Origin of the sequence: Bradyrhizobium septentrionale, assembly GCF_011516645.4 — a bacterium.
Classification (GTDB): Bacteria; Pseudomonadota; Alphaproteobacteria; order Rhizobiales; family Xanthobacteraceae; genus Bradyrhizobium; species Bradyrhizobium septentrionale.
Genome location: NZ_CP088285.1, coordinates 3,140,184 through 3,156,495 on the forward strand (window position 1 = coordinate 3,140,184; position 16,312 = coordinate 3,156,495).

At 64.4% G+C, this 16,312-nt stretch carries 20 protein-coding genes and 1 pseudogene; 17 read left to right on the forward strand and 4 right to left on the reverse strand.

Annotated features, from left to right (window positions below; genetic code table 11):
* Positions 1-17 precede the first annotated feature (17 nt).
* From HAP48_RS16635 to HAP48_RS16705, 15 genes and pseudogenes are all read left to right on the forward strand, one after another.
* Complete coding sequence (locus tag HAP48_RS16635; protein WP_166212527.1) at positions 18-989, forward strand: Bug family tripartite tricarboxylate transporter substrate binding protein; 972 nt, start codon at positions 18-20, stop codon at positions 987-989.
* 102 nt (positions 990-1,091) lie between these two features.
* Positions 1,092-1,373 carry a DUF3551 domain-containing protein gene (locus tag HAP48_RS16640; protein WP_166212524.1) on the forward strand — a complete coding sequence of 94 codons (282 nt, stop codon included), beginning with the start codon at positions 1,092-1,094 and terminating at the stop codon, positions 1,371-1,373.
* A gap of 136 nt (positions 1,374-1,509) precedes the next feature.
* On the forward strand, positions 1,510-1,977 hold the full coding sequence (locus HAP48_RS16645) for an ArsR/SmtB family transcription factor (protein WP_166212520.1): 468 nt from the start codon (positions 1,510-1,512) through the stop codon (positions 1,975-1,977).
* Positions 1,962-2,324 (forward strand): annotated as a pseudogene (locus tag HAP48_RS16650) (SRPBCC family protein); the annotation flags it as partial. The gene HAP48_RS16645 and the pseudogene HAP48_RS16650, both read left to right, overlap by 16 nt.
* Positions 2,325-2,350: 26 nt before the next feature.
* Positions 2,351-3,088, forward strand: a complete 738-nt coding sequence (locus HAP48_RS16655) for a DUF899 domain-containing protein (RefSeq protein WP_166212516.1) — start codon at positions 2,351-2,353, stop codon at positions 3,086-3,088.
* Positions 3,089-3,232: 144 nt separating this feature from the next.
* Positions 3,233-3,589 carry a DUF1428 domain-containing protein gene (locus HAP48_RS16660; RefSeq protein ID WP_166212512.1) on the forward strand — a complete coding sequence of 119 codons (357 nt, stop codon included), beginning with the start codon at positions 3,233-3,235 and terminating at the stop codon, positions 3,587-3,589.
* A 128-nt stretch (positions 3,590-3,717) separates the two neighbouring features.
* Positions 3,718-4,335 (forward strand): hypothetical protein, encoded by a 618-nt coding sequence (locus HAP48_RS16665; RefSeq protein ID WP_166212509.1) that lies wholly within the window; start codon positions 3,718-3,720, stop codon positions 4,333-4,335.
* Positions 4,322-4,744, forward strand: coding sequence for a transcriptional regulator (locus HAP48_RS16670; RefSeq protein ID WP_166212506.1), 423 nt, complete (start codon positions 4,322-4,324; stop codon positions 4,742-4,744). Before HAP48_RS16665 ends, HAP48_RS16670 begins: the two co-directional genes overlap by 14 nt.
* A gap of 30 nt (positions 4,745-4,774) precedes the next feature.
* Entirely contained in the window at positions 4,775-5,515 is a 741-nt protein-coding gene (locus HAP48_RS16675) for a di-trans,poly-cis-decaprenylcistransferase (RefSeq protein ID WP_166212503.1), read from the forward strand.
* Positions 5,516-5,605: 90 nt separating this feature from the next.
* A protein-coding gene (locus tag HAP48_RS16680; RefSeq protein WP_420869871.1) for an IS630 family transposase occupies positions 5,606-6,545 on the forward strand; the annotation gives its coding sequence in 2 pieces (ribosomal slippage) (positions 5,606-5,941 and positions 5,943-6,545; 939 coding nt in all).
* A 129-nt stretch (positions 6,546-6,674) separates the two neighbouring features.
* Complete coding sequence (bchE, locus tag HAP48_RS16685) at positions 6,675-8,201, forward strand: magnesium-protoporphyrin IX monomethyl ester anaerobic oxidative cyclase (RefSeq protein ID WP_166212497.1); 1,527 nt, start codon at positions 6,675-6,677, stop codon at positions 8,199-8,201.
* A gap of 123 nt (positions 8,202-8,324) precedes the next feature.
* Positions 8,325-8,735 carry an aminoacyl-tRNA deacylase gene (locus HAP48_RS16690; protein WP_224496483.1) on the forward strand — a complete coding sequence of 137 codons (411 nt, stop codon included), beginning with the start codon at positions 8,325-8,327 and terminating at the stop codon, positions 8,733-8,735.
* Between the two features lie 54 nt (positions 8,736-8,789).
* Complete coding sequence (locus HAP48_RS16695; protein WP_166212494.1) at positions 8,790-8,945, forward strand: response regulator; 156 nt, start codon at positions 8,790-8,792, stop codon at positions 8,943-8,945.
* A gap of 155 nt (positions 8,946-9,100) precedes the next feature.
* The gene (locus HAP48_RS16700; protein ID WP_166212491.1) at positions 9,101-9,262 is read left to right on the forward strand and encodes a hypothetical protein; all 162 of its coding nucleotides are present in this window, start codon (positions 9,101-9,103) and stop codon (positions 9,260-9,262) included.
* 66 nt (positions 9,263-9,328) lie between these two features.
* Positions 9,329-10,567: a threonine ammonia-lyase gene (locus HAP48_RS16705; RefSeq protein WP_166212488.1), complete on the forward strand. Its 1,239-nt coding sequence runs from the start codon at positions 9,329-9,331 to the stop codon at positions 10,565-10,567.
* Positions 10,568-10,775: 208 nt separating this feature from the next.
* Here the strand turns inward: HAP48_RS16705 and HAP48_RS16710 are convergent, their stop codons facing one another.
* Genes HAP48_RS16710 through HAP48_RS16720 form a run of 3 tightly spaced genes read right to left on the reverse strand, consistent with a single transcriptional unit; the run spans position 10,776 to position 12,276 of the window.
* Positions 10,776-11,273 (reverse strand): DUF1697 domain-containing protein, encoded by a 498-nt coding sequence (locus tag HAP48_RS16710; protein WP_166212486.1) that lies wholly within the window; start codon positions 11,271-11,273, stop codon positions 10,776-10,778.
* 7 nt (positions 11,274-11,280) lie between these two features.
* Positions 11,281-11,922, reverse strand: coding sequence for a glutathione S-transferase family protein (locus HAP48_RS16715; RefSeq protein WP_166212484.1), 642 nt, complete (start codon positions 11,920-11,922; stop codon positions 11,281-11,283).
* Between the two features lie 12 nt (positions 11,923-11,934).
* Positions 11,935-12,276, reverse strand: coding sequence for a hypothetical protein (locus HAP48_RS16720; RefSeq protein WP_166212482.1), 342 nt, complete (start codon positions 12,274-12,276; stop codon positions 11,935-11,937).
* 234 nt (positions 12,277-12,510) lie between these two features.
* Between HAP48_RS16720 and HAP48_RS16725 the strand changes: the two genes are divergently transcribed.
* Positions 12,511-13,278, forward strand: coding sequence for a dienelactone hydrolase family protein (locus HAP48_RS16725; RefSeq protein WP_166212480.1), 768 nt, complete (start codon positions 12,511-12,513; stop codon positions 13,276-13,278).
* A gap of 42 nt (positions 13,279-13,320) precedes the next feature.
* Here HAP48_RS16725 and HAP48_RS16730 read toward each other — a convergent pair whose 3' ends face one another.
* The gene (locus HAP48_RS16730; protein ID WP_166212478.1) at positions 13,321-14,433 is read right to left on the reverse strand and encodes a helix-turn-helix transcriptional regulator; all 1,113 of its coding nucleotides are present in this window, start codon (positions 14,431-14,433) and stop codon (positions 13,321-13,323) included.
* Between the two features lie 844 nt (positions 14,434-15,277).
* Between HAP48_RS16730 and HAP48_RS16735 the strand changes: the two genes are divergently transcribed.
* Complete coding sequence (locus HAP48_RS16735; protein ID WP_166212476.1) at positions 15,278-16,102, forward strand: hypothetical protein; 825 nt, start codon at positions 15,278-15,280, stop codon at positions 16,100-16,102.
* The last annotated feature ends 210 nt before the right edge of the window (positions 16,103-16,312 follow it).

The following is a 16,312-nucleotide window of genomic DNA, read 5'->3' on the forward strand; positions in this document are numbered from 1 at the left end:
GGATCGGGAGAAACTTCATGATTTCACGCCGTACCGCGCTGGGCCTGATCGGGTCGGGGATTTCGACATTCGCGATCGGCCGCGCGTCCGCCGCCGACTATCCGGCGCGGCCGGTGCGCTGGATCGTGGGCTATCCGCCCGGCGGCGCCACCGACATCATCGCGCGGCTGGTCGGGCAGCGGTTGTCGGAGAAGCTCGGCCAGCAATTCGTGATCGAGAACAAGCCGGGCGCCGGCAACAATATCGGCACCGAGGCTGCGATCAACGCCGAGCCGGACGGCTACACCGTGCTGCTGGTCAATCCGGCGAACTACATCAACGCCTCGCTCTACGCCAATCTGAAGTTCAACTTCGTGCGCGACGTCGCGCCGGTGGCCTCGTTCAACCGCGTGCCGAACGTGATGACGGTCAACAAGGACGTGCCGGCGAAGAACGTCGCCGAATTCATCGAATACGTGAAGGCCAATCCCCGCAAGGTCAACATGGCCTCGTCCGGCAACGGCACCTCGGTGCATCTGTCCGGCGAGATGTTCATGTCGATGACCGGCTGCAAGATGCAGCACGTGCCGTACCGCGGCGCCGCGCCTGCGATCACCGACATGCTCGGCGGCCAGGTGCAGGTGATCTTCGACAACATGCCTTCGATCATCCAGCACATCCGTTCCGGTTCGCTGCGCGCGCTTGGCGTGACGACGACCGAGCGCTCCTCGCGGTTGCCCGACGTACCCGCGATCGCCGAGACCGTGAAGGGCTATGAAGCGAGCGCGCTGTTCGGCATGGGCGCGCCGAAGAACACGCCGAAGGAGCTGATCGCCAAGCTCAACAGCGAGATCAACGCCGTTCTTGCCGAACCCGACATGCGCAAGCGTCTGGTCGAGCTCGGCGGCGACTCGCTGATCGAGACGCCGGACGCCTTCGGCAACGACATCAAGGCCGAGACCGACAAATGGAAGAAGGTGGTCGAGTTCGCCGGCCTCAAGGTCGAGTAGACCTCGCACGCCTGGCGGCGCGGGGAGGTCCTTCAGGGACCTTGCCCGAGACGCCGCACTTCACTAACTGCGGCATCTCGGGAAGTCGGAGTGATTCGGATCATGCGCAGATCGCAATTGACAGTGCTTGTCCTTGCAACGATGACGCTTGCCGGTGCGGCGAGCATCGCGCCTGCATCCGCCGATCCCTATGACTATCCGTGGTGCGCGCAGGGCCCGAGCCTCGGCTATCCCGGCGAATGCGCCTACCGAACCTACGAGCAATGTCTCGCGAGCGTGTCCGGGCGGTACCTCTATTGCGGGGAAAATCCGCGCTTCTTGTTCAGCGCGCCACCGCCGCCGCGCCGGTATCATCGGCGGCACCGGACGGTCTATCCCGACTAGCGAATTTTCAGAGCCAGCTCCGCGCAAGATGGCTCTCGTAGACGTTCCCGACGCCCGTTTTGGCGGTGAGTCCATCTTCGCGCGATCGTGAAGGCGGGCGCTTGACGCCGCGCCGTTTGCGTCTATACTAAACCGTATGGTTAAGTATCAGGACGAGACGCTGGACCGCACCTTCGCGGCGCTTTCCGATCCCACCCGCCGGGCGCTGCTGGCGCGGCTCGGCGAGCAGGACAGCCTGTCGGTAAGCGAGCTGGCGCAGCCATTCGCGATGTCATTGCCGGCGATCATGAAGCATCTCGACGTGCTCACGGATGCGGGCCTGGTCGCGCGCGAAAAGACCGGCCGCACGGTGGCGTGCCGGCTCACCGCAAGGCCAATGGAGCAGGCGATGAACTGGCTCAATCGCTATGCGCAATTCTGGTCCGACAATCTCGACCGCCTTGCCGCTTTTGTGGAGGAAGACCCATGGTCAATCAATCGGCCAACAAGCCCGCAGTCGCCGCCGACGCCGGCCTCGCAGCGCGTCCAAGCCTCACTCTCACCCGGCGGCTCCGCGCGCGGCCGGAAAAAGTCTACGCCGCGTGGACCGAGCCGGAAAACCTAGCGCGGTGGTTCGGTCCCGGGCAGGTCAAGCCCGGCACGACCCAGGCCGAGCTCGATGTCCGCGTTGGCGGACGCTACCGGATCAAGTTCACCGGTACCAACGGGGAATATCACGAGGTCGGCGGCATCTATCGCGAGGTGGTGCCGAACGAAAAGCTCGTGTTCAGCTGGGCCTGGCATTCGACCCCGGAGCGCGAGTCCGAGGTGACGGTATCGATCAAGCCCGATGCCGGCGGCACGTTGCTCACTTTCCATCACGCGCAGTTCGTCGATGAGACCGCCCGCGACAACCACCAGCGTGGCTGGACCGAATTTCTCGGCAATCTCGAACACTTCGTCGACGCCTGAACAGGGAGCATCCCAAGGAGAACCCCATGCAACAGCACAACATCGTGTCGCGCGAGGAATGGATTGCGGCCCGCAAGGCGCTGATGGCGCGCGAGAAGGAGCTGACGCAAGCCCGCGAAGCGCTGAGCCGGCAGCGCCGCGAACTGCCCTGGGTCAAGGTCGACAAGGACTATGTGTTCGACGGACCCGATGGCAAGGTGACGCTCGGCGATCTCTTCAAGGGCAGGCCGCAGCTCGTGGTGCAGCACGTGATGTTCGCGCCGGACTGGGACGAAGCGTGCAAGAGCTGCTCGTTCTGGGTCGATGGCTTCGAGCGCATGGTTCCGCATCTCGCCGCGCGCGACACCACGATGATCGCGATCTCGCTGGCGCCGCTCGCCAAGCTCGAGGCGTTCAAGAAGCGGATGGGCTGGACCTTCGATTGGATATCGTCCGGCGACAATGATTTCAACTATGACTATGGCGTCTCGTTCACGCGTCAGCAGATCGACGCAGGGAACGCGCAATACAATTACGGCACGACCCCGCTCTACGGGCCCGAGCTGCCCGGTATCAGCGTCTTCTTCCGCGACGAGACCGGCACCGTCTTCCACACCTATTCCACCTTCGCGCGCGGCCTCGACATGATGAATGCGGCCTATCACTATCTCGACCTCACGCCGCTCGGCCGCCATGAGGAGGGCTTGCCCTATCCGATGGATTGGGTGCGGCTACGTGACCAGTACCAACCGGCGTCGGTTCAGGCATCCTGCTGTCACTCCTGATCGTCATTGCGAGCGAAGCGAAGCAATCCATCGCGCAGCAAGCGTCGAAATGGATTGCTTCGTCGCGGAGCCTGTCATCGGGCGCGCATTCGCGCGACCCGTTGGCTCCTCGCAATGACGGTCGAATGATCGAAGGAAACGCCAATGCCCTACGTCGATGGTTTCGTCGTCGCCGTGCCGAAAAAGAAACTCAAAGCCTATGCGCAGCTCTCGAAGAAGGCCGGCAAGGTCTGGCGCGAGTATGGTGCGCTGGATTATCGCGAATGGGTCGCCGACGACGTCAAGCCGGGCAAATGGACGTCGTTTCCGCAAAGCGTGAAACTGAAGGCCGGCGAAACCGTCGTGTTCGCCTGGATCACCTACAAGTCGCGCGCCCAGCGCGACCGGATCAACGCCAAGGTGATGGCCGATCCGCGCCTGGCGTCGATGGGCAAGGGCGACGTTCCGTTCGATGCCAAGCGGATGATCTATGGCGGCTTTGCGAGCCTCGTGAAGGTGTGAGGCGGCGCACATTCGCCGCAATCGGTGCGGTAACCGGCCGTTAAGCATGCCGATCGGCAGGCGGCGCGATGCCGCTTGCGTTTACTTGGTGATCCCGTATACTTTGCAATACAAAGTTCGGGCGAATCATGCGCGACCTCGACAAGGCGTTGGCCGACATTCTCGCGATCCGCAACCAGATTGCGGCCGGAACCGCATTCCGCGGCTACGGGCCGGCGACGGTTGCCGCCACCAGCGGCATCGCGCTCGTCACGGCGCTTGCGCAATATCTCTGGCTCGACGATCCGACCGGGCATCCGATCGCGTTCCTCGCGGGCTGGGCGGCGGCCGCGCTGCTGTCCGCGGGGTTGATCTGGACCGAGATGCAGGCGCGCTCGCGGCGGCATCATTCCGGCCTCGCCGACGCGATGGTGCAGCAGGCGATCGAGCAGTTCGTTCCAGCGGCGATTGCCGGCGTGCTGCTCGCGATCCTGCAATGGAAGTTCGCGCCCGAGACGCTGTGGATGCTGCCCGGCCTGTGGCAGGTGCTGGTCAGCCTCGGCGTGTTCGCCTCGGTCCGCCTGCTGCCGCGCACCATTGCGTTCGGTGGCGCCTGGTATTTCCTGTCCGGCTTCACGGTGCTGCTGATCGCAAGCCAGAGCCACGCGCTGTCGCCCTGGACCATGGGACTGCCCTTCGCGATCGGCCAGTTGCTGATCGCAGCACTGTTGTATTTCGCTTCCGGAGGCCATGATGCCGAAGACTGACATGACCGGCGCGCCATTCGCCTATGATGGCCTCGACCGCGTCATCCACGAGAAGGCGCGGCTCGGCTTGCTGACCTCGCTGATGGCGCATCCGAAAGGGCTCGCTTTCGCCGATCTGAAGCAGCTCTGCGGCCTGACCGACGGCAATCTCAGCCGGCATCTGCAGGTGCTGCAGGAGGCCGGCCTCGTCGACGTCATCAAGGGCTATGAAGGCAATCGCCCGCACACCACCTGCCGCCTGACCAAGAGCGGCCGCCGCCGCTTCCTCGATTATCTCGCCGTGCTCGAGCAACTGGTGCGCGATGCGGCCAAGGCCGCCGGCACGGCTGAAAAGTCCGCCGGCAAGCCTGAAAAAGCAGCCGGCAAGGACGAAGGCGCGTCTGCCCGCCTTGGCATCCAGCCGGTTTGATCATCCCATTTTTTGTCCGGAGACTTTGTGATGCAAAGCAACGTTGCGCTCAAGCCGGAGGTCGCCATGCGGCTCCACGTCGGCATCATCATGGACGGCAACGGCCGCTGGGCGACGCGGCGCGGCCTGTCGCGGCTACGCGGCCATGAGGCAGGCGTCGAGGCGATCCGCCGCATTGTCGAGGCCGCGCCGGACCAGGGCGTCGGCACGCTGACGCTCTATGCTTTCTCGAGCGACAATTGGCGCCGTCCGAAGGCTGAAGTCACGGCGCTGATGGGGCTGTTGCGGTTCTACCTCGCCAACGAGATCGCAGCCCTGATGCGCAACGGCGTCCGCCTCACCGTGATCGGCCGCCGCGACCGGCTGCCCGACGGCATCGCGACCGCGATCACGCGCGCCGAGGCCGCGACCGCCGACGGCACCACGCTGCATCTGCGCATCGCGATCGACTATTCGGCGCGCGATGCGATCCTGAACGCGGCCGCGCGTGCCGCCGGCGTCGGTCAGCTGAACCGCGAGACGTTCGCCGATCTCATCACCGGCGAGGCCGGCCTGCGTGACGTCGACCTGATCATCCGCACCTCGGGCGAGAAGCGGCTGTCGGATTTCCTGCTCTGGGAAGGCGCCTATGCCGAGTTGCACTTCACCGAGCGGATGTGGCCCGAATTCGACGCCGACGATCTCGCCGACGCGCTCGCTTCCTTCCATCGCCGCGAGCGCCGCTTCGGCGGGCTGACCGCGATCGCGCCGGCGGAGGTGCCGAACCTCTAGAGCGGGATGGGGTTAGGTTGAATCGATTTGGGATTCCCAAATCGGTGTGTTTCTGATTCACCATGCTGACTGGGTTGGAGGCCAGCATGGATGGGCAAGCCTTATTCTCTGGATCTTCGCAAGCGAGTCGTGTCGGCGATCGAGGGCGGGATGTCTCGCAATCAGGCGGCCAAGCAGTTTGGGGTCGCGATCAGCACCGCAATCGGTTGGATGCAGCGGGTCGAGGAGACCGGCAGCGTTGAGCCTGGCCAGATGGGCGGTCATAAGCCGAGGGCGGTTTCGGGAGACCACGCGGCTTGGCTGTCGCAGCGGATCAAGGACGGCGATTTCACTATACGGGGGCTCGTTGCCGAGCTTGCTGGACGCGGCCTGAAGGTCGACTATCACTCGGTGTGGGACTTCGTGCATGCCGAGAAGCTAAGCTTCAAAAAAAAGCGTGGCGGCTGGCGAACGGGATCGACCCGCGGTCGCGCGGCGGCGAGCCCAGTGGACAAAATATCAAGGGCGCGTCGAAGCTGAGCGGCTCGTCTTCATCGACGAGACATGGACCAGAACCGATATGGCGCCTTTGCGTGGATGGGCACCGCGCGGGCACAGACTTCCTGCCACGGTTCCCCACGGTCGCTGGAAGACCATGACCTTCCTGGCGGCCCTGCGCCATGACCGGATCGATGCGCCATGGTTCATCGAGGGGCCGATCGATGGCGTGAGCTTTCGCACCTATGTCGAGAAGGTTCTTCTGCCTGTCCTTCGATCCGGCGATATCGTCGTCTTGGATAACCTCGGTAGCCACAGGAGCAAAGCAGTTCGCCAACTCATCCGTTCGGTCGGCGCCAAACTCTTCTTCCTGCCCAAATACTCGCCCGACCTGAACCCGATCGAACAGGTCTTTGCCAAGCTCAAGCATCTGCTCCGCAAAGCTGCCGCGCGAACCGTCGACGCGGTCTGCGCCGCAATCGGCCACGCACTCGACGCCTTCACCCCCGAGGAATGCGCCAATTACCTGAAAAATTCAGGCTATCGAACTTAATGCCATCACGCTTTAGCGTGTCAAGCCGCGCCTGCGGCTCTCTTCTCAAACCCGGCCGGGGGGTCGGGCTCTCCTACCACACAATGCGGGGACGAACGATCACGCCAACCAAAGCGGGAGCGATCATCCATGCGCATTCTTCTCGTCAACGTGCCTCACCCTGCGATCGGCAGCCGGATTCCGGACGACCATCTGCCGCCGCTCGGCCTGCTATCGATCGGCGGGCCATTGATCGACGACGGACACGACGTCCGTCTTCTCGATGCCGAGTTCGGGTCGATGCCGGTCGAAGCCATGGTGGCGGAGGCATCGCGGTTTTCGCCGGATGCCGTCCTGTTCGGTCATTCCGGCTCGACGTCGGGCCATCCTGTCATCGCCGAGGTCGCGCAGGCCGTCGTCAAGGCCGTCCCCCATGTGCGGATCGTCTATGGCGGGGTGTTTCCGACCTATCATTGGCGCGAGATCCTGCGCGAGGAGCGCTACGTCACCGCGATCGTGCGCGGTGAGGGCGAAGAGACCGCGCGGCGTCTGATGCGGGCGCTGGAGACCGGCGGCGATCTGCGCATCATCAACGGCATCGCATTCCGCGATGACTATGGGCCGCGCGTGACGCCGCCTGCGCCTGTGATCCGCGATCTCGACGCCTATCGAATCGGCTGGGAGTTGATCGATCATAACAGCTACAGCTATTGGGGCGGCCTGCGCGCGGTCGTCGTGCAGTTCTCGCGCGGCTGCCCGCATCTCTGCAATTATTGCGGTCAGCGCGGTTTCTGGACGCGATGGCGGCATCGCGATCCCGTGCGTTTCGCCAAGGAGCTGGCGCGGCTCTATCGCGAGCACGGCGTCAAGGTGATCAACTTCGCCGACGAGAATCCGACCGTCTCGAAGAAGGCCTGGCGGACATTTCTCGAAGCCCTGATCGCGGAGAATGTCGACCTGATCCTGGTCGGCTCGACCCGCGCCGACGACATCGTGCGCGATGCCGACATCCTGCATCTCTACAAGAAGGCGGGCTGGCAGCGCTTCCTGCTCGGCATGGAGAACACCGACGAGAAGACGCTGGAGCTGATCCGCAAGGGCGCGACCACCACGATCGATCGCGAGGCGATCCGCCTGATGCGCCAGCACGGCATCCTGTCGATGGCAACCTGGGTGGTCGGCTTCGAGGAAGAGACCGATCGCGATCACTGGCGCGGGCTGCGGCAGCTTCTGTCCTACGACCCCGATCAGATTCAGATGCTCTATGTCACGCCGCATCGCTGGACGCCGTACTTCCGGCTCGCGTCCGAGCGGCGCGTGATTCAGACCGATCGCCGGCTCTGGGATTACAAGCATCAGGTGCTTGCGACACGGCACATGCCGCCGTGGCGCGTGCTGCTTTGGTTCAAGTTCACCGAGATGGTGCTGCAAAGCCGCCCGAAGGCCCTGCTCCGCGTGCTGTTTCACCGCGATGCCGGACTTCGCCATGCGATGCGCTGGTACACGCAGATGGGACGCCGGGTCTGGCCGCACGAAATTCTCGGCTTCCTGCGCGACAAAAGGCTGAAGAAAGGGCCGACGGTGCAGGAATTTTGGGGCGCGCCACAGGATATGGAAGAGGAATCGATGTCGTCGCAGCGGCCCGAGCGCCGCGTCGGGACATCGCGCGCAGCGTAAATCGATACCGTTGCGCCGGGTCTGGATAACTGGCGCTGATGACTGGACCTTGGAGTCATCAGCGCGATAATTTCCGGAGCGGCTGCGCAGAACAAGAAGAACCGTGGCGGTCGAGGCGTCGAGTTGAGCATCCAAGTTGCGATTCTGAAAATATTGGCCAGTCACGTCACCGGCAGGGCCACACTCGATTCACTCAAGCACGACCTCGCCATTCTCTCGTCAAGCGGCGACGATTGGCATGCGCGGATCAAGCGGCTGGCGTCGCGGGTTCCCGAGCTCGATATCTTCAGCAGCTTCTATGTGCTGCGTGACGTCGAAGGCTGGCAGATCACATCGGCCGGACGCGAGTTCCTGCAGGCGCTGGAGGCCGTGACGCAAGACAATCTGTCGCCCGCCCCGACGGACGACAGCGCGATCCGCGCCGAGGGCGAGCTCATCGTGGTCGGTCATCGCTTCAGGAATCGAATGCGAACGCAGCGCGATTCGGAGCAGGGCGCATCGCCACGCCGCCGGCCGTTCCGCGAGCCGCATTGAACCTCGCCGCGTTGCGCGCGACCTAATCTCGGGGTGTGGCTCTGGAGGTCGCCAATGACTGCTTTGGCTCAATCGATTGCTCGCGCGTTTGCGGCCAATTCGCTTCGGAGCAGCATCGCCCGGCATGCTCTGCTGTTCCTCTTGGCGGTGTTGTTCGTCGCGGCGTTGCGGGCAAGCTATGGCCTCGATCTTAGCGCGGGGTTTTTCTGAAGCATGATCCGGAAAAGTGTGAAGCGGTTTTCCGAAGAGATCATGCTCAAAAAGGCAGCGCGACGAATTGTCCGGCGGCACGTCATATTGGGTTAACCGGCTCGGGATAGCTAAGCGCACGCTTTCCTTGCATCTCGAACCCGGGCCGATCTCCCATGGATAAGCCGATGCGCTGCCAGTGCGGCAGGACGCGCACCATCGTGCTCGACAGGCATTTCCGCACCGCGCTGGTCTGCCTGACATGCGATGAGATCGAGCTGGCAGGGCCGGCCAGGCCGGAGCAAGAGCCGCAGGAACAGGTGTTGACCGCACGATAGCGCGGTCGTCTTCGGCGCCGAAACCCGCTAGGTTCCGTCTGACGAAACGGACCAAAGCGAAACCCGATGCCGCATCCTTCCGATACCACCGCCGTAACCGCCGCCAGCGTAACTCTTGCCGACGTGCGCCGCGCCGCCGAAACCATCAAGGGCGCGGTCATGGTCACAGCGTGCAACGAGAGCCGCACGCTGGGCGAGATCTGCGGCTGCCGCCTGTTCCTCAAATTCGAGAATTTGCAGTTCACCGCGACCTTCAAGGAGCGTGGTGCGCTCAATCGCCTGCAGGCGCTGTCATCAGACGAGCGCAAGCGCGGGGTGATCGCGATGTCGGCCGGCAATCATGCCCAGGGCGTGGCCTATCACGCCAAACGGCTCGGCATTCCCGCCACCATCGTGATGCCGATCGGCACGCCGATGGTGAAGATCGAGAACACCAGGCGGCACGGCGCCGAGGTCATCATCACCGGACAGACGCTCGAAGAATGCTTTGCGTTTGTCAGCGTGCATGCCGCGCAGCACGGCCTCATCCTGGTGCATCCCTATGACGATCCCCTGATCATTGCCGGCCAGGGCACGATCGGGCTCGAAATGCTCGCGGCAGTGCCGGAGCTCGACATTCTGGTGGTGCCGATCGGCGGCGGCGGGCTGATCTCGGGCATCGCCACGGCCGCAAAGGGGCTGAAGCCGTCGGTGCAGATCGTCGGCGTGCAGGCGCAGCTCTATCCATCGATGCACAATGCCGTCAGGGGCGAGCAGCTGCCGATGCGCGGCGACACGCTCGCCGAGGGCATCGCGGTCAAGTCGCCCGGGCAGATCACCACCAAAATTGTCCGCGAGCTCGTCGACGACATCATCCTGGTCAGCGAGGACGAGATCGAGCGCGCGGTCGCAACCCTGATCTCGATCGAGAAGACGGTCGTCGAGGGCGCCGGCGCCGCCGGCCTCGCGGCGGTGCTTGCTGCACCGGAGCGCTTCGCCGGCAAGTCAGTCGGCCTCGTGCTGACCGGCGGCAATATCGACACCAGGCTGATCGCCTCGGTCCTGACCCGCGAGCTCGCCCGCGAGGGACGGCTCACGCAACTGGCGCTCGACATCGTCGATCGGCCCGGACAGCTGGCGGCGGTGTCGATCCTGCTTGCGGACGCCGGCGCCAACATCATCGAGGTCTCGCACCAGCGCACCTTCTCCGATCTGCCGGCCAAGGCGACGCTGCTTGAGCTCGTGATCGAAACCCGCGACCGCGCCCATCTGGAAGATGTGCTGACGAGGCTCAGCGCCGAAGGATTCGCGGTGCGGGAGAGCTAGCGACGTGTTGCTCGACGCACGAGTCGATCCAGTCAACCCGTCATCCTGAGGTGCGAGCCTTGCGGCGCGATTGCGCCGCTGGGCGAGCCTCGAAGGATGAATCGGCCACCAGCGGGGCCGTCGATCCTTCGAGACGCGCGCAAGAGCGCGCTCCTCAGGATGACGGGGGTAGGTTCTCGGACGGGGCTCAATCGTCGCCCGCTGCCAACTAGGCGAGCTTCGCGATCGTGTTGATATTCCGTGCGGTGCCCTGGACGGCGGCGGGGATCTTCAGCTTCGAGCGGCCCATGCCGCTGCTGCCATAGGCGACATAGATCTCGCGCTTGCCGAGCCGCATCTGTTCGTCCTGCTGGCCTTTGACGTCTTTCAGGGCGTTCCTGGCCGGCGGCTCGTCGAGGAAGATCGCCACCGTCGTGTTCGGCGGCTCGTTCGGAAACGGATTGGCCTGCAGCACCGCGGCGATCTCGTCGGCGCTCCTGACCACGACGCCGACCGGCTTGCCGGCATAGGCCTGCAGCCGCTTCTCCAGCGCGGCCTTGACCTTTGCAGCTGCGAGCTTCGAGGAGAACACGACATTGCCGCTGGCGATATAGGTCAGCACGTCGGCAAATCCCGCGTCGATGCACATCGCCTTCAATTCGGTCATCGGCAGCTTGCCGGTGCCGCCGACATTGACTGCGCGCAACAGGGCGACGTAACGCGGCATCACGGCCTCACGTCAGCAGCAGCGCCATGCCGGGATCGCCCTTCTGCATCGCGCGCTGATAGGCCGGGCGCGCGGCAATGCGGCCGAGATAGTCCCTGATGTTGGGGCGGCGGCCGAGGTCGTAGGGCAGGAAATAGCGCATGGTCGTGAGCGAGAAGCCGATCATGATGTCGGCCGTCGTGAATTCGTCGCCCGCGAGATAGCGCGCGCCACCGACCCGCGCTTCGATCAGATCGAACGAGCGGTCGACCCGCGCCTTGGTCGCCACCAGCATCGGATTGTCGGCCGCGAGGTTGAGGCGGTTCAGGATCATGCTGCGGCCCATCTGCGCCTGCAGCGTGCCATTGGCGAAGTGAAACCAGTACAGGAATTGCGCAAGATCAGGATGGTCTGATGTCAGCGTCAGCCGTCCGTTGCCGTATTTGGCGGTGATGTACTCGACGACCGCACCGGACTCGGCCAACACCAGATCGCCGTCGGTGATGACGGGCGCGGTGCCGATCGGGTGCAGCGCCTTGTAGTCGGCCGGCGCGAGCATCGTGACGGGATCGCGCGCGTAACACTTCAGCTCATAGGCGATCTCCAGCTCCTCGCAGAGCCAGATGATCCGTTCCGATTGCGACTTGCCGAGATGATGGACAGTGAGCATGCGTGCTCCTTATCAGGCGGCCGCTTTCTTCTTCGCGGGCTTCTTCTCAGATTTGTTCTCAGGTTTGCTCTCGGGTTTCTTGGCCGGCGCTGGCTCTTCCATCGCCTTCTTCATGGCGCGGGCATAGGCGTCGGCTGCGTTCTCCGCCGAATTCTGCAACCGCTTGGCGGTCGCGGTGGCGTTCAGGATCGTGCTCTTGGCGAGGTGGCGGAAGCGCGCCTTGGTCTCCTTGTCCTTGGCCTTGGCCGCGCGCGCGACCCAGACGGCCTGGCGCTTCTTCGCGGCCGCCATCACGGCCTTGGTCTGCGCTCTTGCGGTTTGCCGGATGACGGCGTCGAGGTCGGCTTCGGCCATTCAGATGCACTCATTGACTGGACAGGCGCCGGACGGGCGCACGGATGGAAGGGGAGCTATCACTAGCGCAACCGGCGCCGTTTGAACATCTGGTCCTTTAGCGATCGCCGGCGGATGCCGCCACCGTCTGCTGCGACGATGCCGGCATCACCGGCCAGGCTATCGGGCGCGCCGTTCGGCATGATATAGCGGCGCGGCCCGGCTATCGGGCTGCGCAGTCCAATCGAGGTTTCGATGCACGCAATCAGCCGAAGGAGCCTGCTTGGCGGCCTTGCTTTGCTGGCCGCATCGCCTTCGCTTGCGGCGGTGCCGGCGGAGACGCGGAGCGTCGATGCCAGTGAAGGCCGCGTCGCGTTCAACCATTTTGCTTCCGGGCGCACCGGCAAACGGCCGGCCGTGCTTGTCCTGCACGGCTCGCGCGGCTTCGATCTCAGGCCGCGGGCCTATGAGCGTTATGCCAATGCACTGACCGCGGACGGCATCGACGCCTATTTCGTTCGCTACTACACGCCGGCCGACGAGCAAGCGTTCGAGACGATGCACACGCACGTGATCCGCGAGGCCTATGAGACTGGGCGCTTCGATGTCTGGGCCGCGCGGGTCTCGTCCGTGGTGACCGCGGTGCTGGCGGGCGCGGACAGTTCCGGCCGGATCGGGCTGCTCGGCTTCTCGCTTGGCGGCTATGTTGCCGCGGCCGCGGCGGCCCGCGACGAGCGGGTGGCTGCGCTGGCCGTGCTGTATGGCGGCATGCCCGACAAGGTTGTGCCAGAGGTCAAGCATCTGCCGCCGATGATCGAGTTGCACGGCGAGGCCGACCGCAACGTGCCGCTCGCCAAGGGCGAGGAGCTCGTCGGTCTCGGCAAGTCGGTCGGTGCCGCGGCGGAGATCGTCCGATACCCGGGCAAGGCGCACGGTTTCGACTTCGCGGACAATGATCCGATGACGGCCGATGCCGTCGGTCGTGTTGCCGGCTTTTTCCAGGCGCGCCTGAACGTGGCCTGAGGCCCTACCGCCCCAAAATCCGAGAACTGCGCGACGCTTTGTTTAGTCCGCGGACGGACCCGGCGGCACCTTGGCGCCGGCGAGCAGTCCGGCCAGCTCCACCTGCCGGCCGAGCCCGGTCTTCGCCAGCACGGCCTTGAGCTGGTTGCGCACGGTTTCGCGGGAGATGCCGAATGCGACGGCGATCGCCTCGACGGTTCGTCCCTCGCCGATGCCGCGCGCGACGCGCGCTTCCGCCGGCGTCAGGTCGAACAGGCCCTGCAACACCTCCGCGGTCGGCACCTCGGCCGGTACCACCGGCGTCACGATCACGATCGCCAGCGCGCGATCGAACAGGTCACGCGCCGAACCGTGGATCGGGACCAGATGCACGATCAGCGGCGGGCGATCGTCCTGTGCCGCGATCGGCACCGAGCGGACCTCGACGGTGATCAGCCCCTGATCGAGCGCTGCAAGCGCCTGGGCGAACAGCGCGTCGGCGGTGGGCGCCGCCAGCGCCAGGCGCTCGGCGCGATCCTGCATCACGTCGGGCACCAGGCGGTCGAACAGCGTGTTGGCCGCCATCAGACGGCCGCCGCGCCGCAGCACGGCCGCGGGCAGTCCGAGCATCGCCAGCGACTCGGTTGCCGCCCTGGCGCGCTCCATCCCGAGCCGGGCCGACAGCAATGCGGCACGCGCCAGGTGCGGGCGCAGCGCATCGAGCTGCTCGATCGCTTCCGGCTCGATCGGTCCGTGCTGGTATTCGCGCTCGACGCTGTAGATCAGCATGTCGCCGCTCGGCACCGGGATTGCGGTGCCGGCACCCCAGCCGAGCCCACGCGGCCGGAAGAACTCGCGGATCTGGAAATCCTGCTGCACCTCCTCGGGCGTATCGAACACGTCGATGTCGCGCAGGAAGCCGGCATGGTTGGCCGCGAGCAGGCGCGGCAACCGCCCGTTGCGCTGGTGCCAGCCGCCTTCGACATAGGCCGCCGTGTCGTCGTGCATGTCGGGGGATGCGATCCATCGGACGTCATGCGGAGCCGCCGTCAGCAGCACGGTACCGCGCGCACGGGCGATCCCGCCGACCTGATGCAGGACGTTCGGCCACAACTCGGGGAGGACGGCGGCCTCATAGGCCAGTTCAATCAGACGCTCGTGCAGGTCATTCGTCATCGGCCATCCCGACAAACTTGTTAACCAATAGATAAACCCTTCGGCCTCGGAAATATTGCGTAGAGCAATTCGGCCCAGCCCACGAGTCCGGGCTATTCCGGTACGTCGAAGGGCATCATGGTGAATCCCCGCGTTTCGCCGGTCTTGTTTGCGACCCTCGCGCAGATGTGCCGGGCGTTGCTCGTTTGGCTGCGGCTCGGTCCGCGGCCGGCCAAAGTCGCTGAGGTCAATCCCAAAACCCGACAAGCAAGACCTGACGATCAAGACCCGACAATCGAAGTCCGGCGATGGCGCCTCTGCCTTGTATGGCGGAATTGAAGCCGCGCGACAGTCAGAAATATCCTGAAGCGTCTCGAAACGTGTTCGGCGTGTATCGTCGATGCGTTCGGCCTTCCAGCGTGGCGGGATTGCAACGCCGCGCGCGATCATTCGACGATGAACATCCTTTAATTTGTGTCCGCGCGATCTGTGGCGCCTGCTAGGGCCACGTTGTCTCATTCAATCGAACCGCAAGCGGGCTCGGGGAGGGCCGATGATCAGCCGCAGGGCTCTTTCCGGATTGTTGATGACACTGGTCGGCCCCTCGTCGGTTGCCGGCAACAACACGCTGGCGCTGAGTCATTGCAGGGGATCATGCGCGAATATCGATTTGCCGACGCTTGGCTACGACAAGTTCTGCCGGTCGTTCTTCGATATCGCGACAAGCGGCAAGCTGCGCGCGGTCGCAACCGGCCCGGAAATTCGACGCGAGATGCGGTCTCTTTTCCAGGGGCCGCGGCTTTATCGGCCGTCGCGCGACGAGATCCGGATTCTCTGGCGCGCGCCGGCGGACGGATTCTCGGTCGTGAAGGTCGAGTTCGATCTGGAGTGCGGCGTACCGGTGCGCGGATGCCTTGGCATTCCCGACGGTGAGTTCAAGGGATTGATCCTGCTCGGCCACGGCATGGCGAGCACGCCGGAGCGCTGCTTCGATGATGCCGACAACGACTACATGAACGCGCTCGGCAAAAGCCTGTGCCGGGACGGCTATGTCGTCTGGTGTCCTTACATCGTCCAGATCGGAGATCAGGCAAGTCAGAACAACATCGCCGCGATGCTGGCATCCCATGGCGTCTCCGCGCACAACGTGTCATGCGCATCGATCGACGCCGGCGAAATCGTCTGCAGGAAGCTGACCGGAGCGTCAGGTTTGAACGTCGGCGCGTATGGCGTGTCGTGGGGCGCATTTCTCGTGCTCCATCTGGAAGCCGCCACGGGGCGGATGCGGCCGACCGTCGTCTCCGGATATATGCGCGACGAGAAGAAGCTTCTGATGTCGTCCGTCATCAGCAGGAATCTCGGCGTCGAACTTGCGACCTACATCCATTTCAGCAGCAGCCGCGCCAGGTACACAGGCGCAGAGCTGGCGTACCTGATTTGCCCGTGTCCACTGTTCGTCGAGATTGGCAGCCGCAACGGCGGCAACACGGTGGAACTGGGGCGGGATGAGAAGTTCGCGGAAATGCAGTCGGTCTACGCATCATCTGATCACCCGCATGCGATCGACATGGCCATCTTCGACGGCGTGCACGAAGCCAGCGGCGAGCGCGCGCGGCCATGGCTGTACCAACATCTGGAGTCGCCCGCTTATCAGACGACGTCCCGTTTGAAGAACGCCATCGCGTTGTGAGCGGAATGGGCGACGCCTCGCCCTTCAATTCGCCGCCGAACATGCGCAAGCATTGGCTAACTTGTCGGCAGCAATCGTCTGCCGGCGTCCTCCAGGCATCAATACCGGACCTCGACCGTCTTGAAGTCGCGCGCACGTCATCACGTTGACGGGAGCTTTCGGTGTCCGGCGCCCGCACCGGGCCTGTCGGTGTGGCCGTGATCGCCGTGT